This window comes from Streptomyces sp. NPDC002130 (genome assembly GCF_040296465.1).
In the GTDB taxonomy this organism is placed as follows: domain Bacteria; phylum Actinomycetota; class Actinomycetes; order Streptomycetales; family Streptomycetaceae; genus Streptomyces.
On record NZ_JBEOXI010000427.1, the window covers coordinates 1 to 4,251 of the forward strand.

At 60.2% G+C, this 4,251-nt stretch carries 2 protein-coding genes and 2 pseudogenes; 1 reads left to right on the plus strand and 3 read right to left on the minus strand.

Annotation, left to right across the window (positions count from 1 at the left end; genetic code table 11):
* A pseudogene (locus ABT116_RS40200) lies at positions 1-95 on the minus strand (acyl-CoA dehydrogenase family protein); the annotation flags it as partial.
* Positions 96-111: 16 nt separating this feature from the next.
* Between ABT116_RS40200 and cysS the strand changes: the two are divergent.
* A complete protein-coding gene (gene cysS / locus ABT116_RS40205) occupies positions 112-1,398 on the plus strand; it encodes a cysteine--tRNA ligase (RefSeq protein WP_351644958.1) in 1,287 nt (428 codons plus the stop codon).
* Between the two features lie 678 nt (positions 1,399-2,076).
* On the opposite strand, the pseudogene ABT116_RS40210 reads toward cysS, so the two are convergent.
* Positions 2,077-2,888: pseudogene (locus ABT116_RS40210) on the minus strand (L-histidine N(alpha)-methyltransferase).
* A 168-nt stretch (positions 2,889-3,056) separates the two neighbouring features.
* Positions 3,057-4,160 carry an ergothioneine biosynthesis protein EgtB gene (egtB, locus tag ABT116_RS40215; RefSeq protein ID WP_351644955.1) on the minus strand — a complete coding sequence of 368 codons (1,104 nt, stop codon included), beginning with the start codon at positions 4,158-4,160 and terminating at the stop codon, positions 3,057-3,059.
* Positions 4,161-4,251: the final 91 nt, after the last annotated feature.

A 4,251-nucleotide genomic window follows, 5' to 3' on the forward strand; every position in this document is an offset into this window, starting at 1 on the left:
GGCAGCGGGGTGGGGGCCAGGGCCCGGCCCGTCTCCTCGCAGGCCAGGGCCAGTTCGGTCACGGTGCAGCCGGCACCGCCGTAGGTCTCGGGGAGCCAATCCGCACCACACATCGGACATCTACGCAGTGCCCTCGTCTATGACCTTTGGCGACGTTGGCTCACCCACCGTGGATACACCGTCACGCTCGTCCGGAACGTCACCGACATCGACGACAAAATCCTCGCTCTCGCTACGGAGTCGGAACCGTGGTGGGCCCGTGCCTACCGCGTCGAGACGGAATTCACTCGCGCCTACACCGCACTGGGTATCCTTCCCCCGACATATGAGCCACGCACCTCCGGCCACATTACGGAGGCGCTGGCGCTGATCGACCGTCTCCTGCGACGCGGGCATGCCTACGTCGCGAGCGATGGATCCGGCGATGTCTACTTCGACGTCAGCAGCTGGCAGACATACGGCACGCTCACTCGCCAGAACCCCGATGCCCTATTGCAATCCGACGACGGACACCGACAGGCCAAGCAGAACCCTCAGGATTTCGCCCTATGGAAGGGAACGAATCCCAGCGAACCGAAATCTGCGCGTTGGCCGTCACCTTGGGGTACCGGCAGGCCGGGATGGCACATCCAGTGCTCGGCGATGTCTCGCCGTTACCTCGGACCTGCCTTCGACATCCACGGAGGTGGCATCGACTTGCGATTCCCCCACCATGAAAATGAACTGGCCCAGTCCACAGCTGCCGGAGACGAATTCGCCAGGTACTGGGTCCATAACGGCCTTGTCGCCATCAGCGGACAGAAGATGGCCAAGTCGCTCGACAACTATCTGTCTGCCGATGAACTCCTTCGACGGGTCGGACCAGCTACGCTGCGCTACTACCTGCTCAGCGCGCACTACCGCAGTGCCTTGGACTATCGGGAAGAAGCGCTCACCTACACTCATGCAACTGTTGCGCGGATCGCGAACTTCCAACACCGTGCACGTACACACCTCGAGGACGCAACAGTTGGTGGCCCAACGCTACCGGGTGCATTCGCGGCGGCACTCGACGACGATCTCAATGTCCTAGCTGCACTCGGCGTCCTTCACGACCATGTGCGCGCCGGCAACATTGCCGTCGACAACGGCGAGACCGCAGCAGCCGCGGCGGCATACCAATCGATAACAGCGATGACCAGCGTGCTTGGGATCGAGACGGAATCATCACCGACGGCGCCACGCGACGGCCAGCACAGCAGCACGGTCACTGCTCTCGTTGAGGTACTCCTCGCGAATCGATCGTGTGCCCGCGGCGAAGGAGATTTTGTCACGGCTGACCGCATCCGCGGCGATCTCGCTCGCAGCGGGATCGTCATCGAGGACCACTCCTCAGGAACCACGTGGACACAGGCATAACTGAAGTTCGTGGAGGCCGGCTACGCTGACAGCCGACTGATTGTGATCGGGTCAAGCGGGCACCCACCCTCGCAAGAAAGCCAGCACCTTGGCTTCCGGCATTTCGCAAGGACGTAGGTGGTCTGCTTCGACCGTGCGATACACATTGGCGCTGATCAGATCGGACCCGCCCAACTCCTCGGCGGAAATGCTGATACTTCGGCCATCGACCCGCGTGGTTCGTGTCAATCCGTACGGACGCCCCGCGTATCTGGCGAGAGTCCAGCCTTCGGGGATTCGCTTGAGCAACGCAGCCAGACTTGCTGAGCTGTGACTCACATTCGAACTACCGAGGCAGGTCGAATTTCCGCGGCGTGTGCTGGGGGACTCCACCAAAGGGCCGTTAGCGGGCGCTTTCTTTGGGTCTCCTGGAATCGACGTGTTCATTGTTTAAAACCCAACTGCTTTGGCCTGGAACGACTCCTCCCCGGCGCCGCGCCTCAGATACCGTCAGGGTTGAGGTAGCTCACGCCGTGCGCCGTTTGTGGTCGGTTTCGGAGTCGACCAGGTCCATATTTCGTTGTGGAACGGGTGCTAGCGAGTCCGAGGCGCCGCGGTGGTCGTAAGGTCAGCACCGACATCGCCCCCTTTGTTGACCCGTAAAAAACTCTCCACACACCCAATGTCAGCGCAATGCCGTCACGCGTCCTTCCTTGCTAAGGCAAGCGCGTAGTCCCCGTCGCTCCACCAGTCAGCAGGGGTCAGACCGGCAAGCACGAATTCCGACTCGATCAACTCGCGGGTGAATTTTGTCGAGACCTCGGTGCGTATCACTTCGTCCTTGGCGAATTCGACGTCTATATCCAGTACACCTAGGTCCACCACGTGTCTTTCTTTAGCCTGCAGTCGCATCTCGATCCAGTGCTCTTCGTCATTCCACGCCGCAACGTTCTGAAACCTGGGTAGCGAGAAGTTAGCTCCAAGTCCCCGGTTGAGAACCCGCAGCACATTGATATTGAACTCGGCGGTGACGCCGCGTCGTCATAAGCCCGTATTGGTCGCTGGGGATCCTTAATCAGGTCGACTCCGATTAGAACCGTGTCTCCGCTATTCGAGTTCTTCGCGAGTTCGGAGAGGAAGGTGTGCCGTTCGGCGGGTCGATAGTTGTCGATCGTACCGCCGAGAAACCCCACAAGTCGTGTCCCATAGTTAGGGATCAGGTCAAGGTGCTGGTCAATGTCGGCCTTGAGGCCATGAATAGTGAGGTCCGGATACTCTTGCTCGAGTTTGCCGACAGCGGCGATTAGGGCGCTGACGCTAACGTCGACCGGCACATAAACTGCTGCTCCGCCGGCAGTTGCAGTCAACGGGTCCAGAAGCGCCGGCGTTTTCTCCGACGAGCCTGAACCGAGTTCGACCAAAGTCGTTGCGCCAGATCTTTGGATAATCTGCTCACCGTATTGGTCGAGTAGAGCGCGCTCCGCTCGCGTCGGGTAGTACTCCGGTTGCACGGTGATGAGATCGAACAGTTCACTGCCGGCTGCGTCGTACAGGTGTTTAGGTTAGCCATTTCGGTTTCGCGGTCAGTCCGTCTCTAGCGTCCGACTTGAGGGTCGAAGACATCGACTCCGGATCGGCGATTCGTTGGATGCGGACACGAGGGCTGGTGTAGTCGGTCACTATGAGTCTCCATTGTCAGCGAGTCGGACGCCGGTAAGGGGCCAGCGAGCGCTCGGAGGAAAGAAATTTCGGTAGGAGGCCCGGGTGTGTCCGGGCGATGTGAACGCCGATCCACCTCGCAGCACCATCTGATTGGACATGAATTTGCCGTTGTACTCCCCGATCGCTCCGGGCGCCGGAGCAAACCCCGGGTACGGCAGATAAGCCGAGCGAGTCCATTGCCAGGCGCTGTCGTAAAGTTGTCTCGACCCTCCCGTCGTGAGTCCCGCGGCTGTCGGATGTAAGGATTTGCCGCCGCTTGAGATGGAGGACTCGAGGCCTTGAAGTGATGCGGCATGCTCCCATTCGGCTTCGGTGGGTAGTCGTTTGTCTGCCCAGGTCGCAAAAGCGTCGGCTTCATAGTGGCTGACGTGCACGACCGGCCGTTCGGGGTCGACGGGATGAGTTCCATGAAGAGAGTGCTCGAGCCAGATCCCGTCTTGTCGGGTCCAGTACAACGGCGCCTGCCATCCCTCCGAGTTGACCCGCGCCCAGCCGTCGGACAACCATAATTCGGAACGACCGTAACCCCCGTCATCGATGAAAGCCATCCACGCGCCGTTAGTAGTTAGACGGTCTGCAAGCCGATACAGCTCTAGGAACTGTCGATGACGAGGTAACTCGCTATCGAAGGCGAATCCCTGTGCGTTGCCGATCTCGATCAGGCCGCCGGTGTAATCAAGCCAGCCGAGGGCGCCGCTCGTCAGCTCGTTCGTCCATACCCCGCCATAAGCGGGGCGCAGGGGATTGAGAGACAGGACATGCTTGATGTCCATCAGCAGCAACTCTTGATGTTGCTGTTCGTGGTGAAGCCCGAGTTTCACGAAGCTGGAAATGTCCCCAATATGGTCCAGATCTGGGGATCGAAGCAGCTCCTGGACTCGCCTATCGACGCACTCGCGGTAGACCCCTACGTCATGTGCCCCGGGTCGAGAGATGACGCCTCGCAGGGGGCGCGAGAATCGAGGTCCAACTTGCTCGTAGTAGCTGTTGAACAAAAACCAGTACCGCTCCTGGTAGGGCTTAAAATTTTTCTCGTGTGCGCTGAGCACGAAGGTTTCCACCGCTCCACCTGGGCGCCCGGGCGCTGGGCGGGGCCGGACTGGTGATGACGGAGATGGTGTGCGTCAGTGAGGAGGGCCGGATCACGCCCGG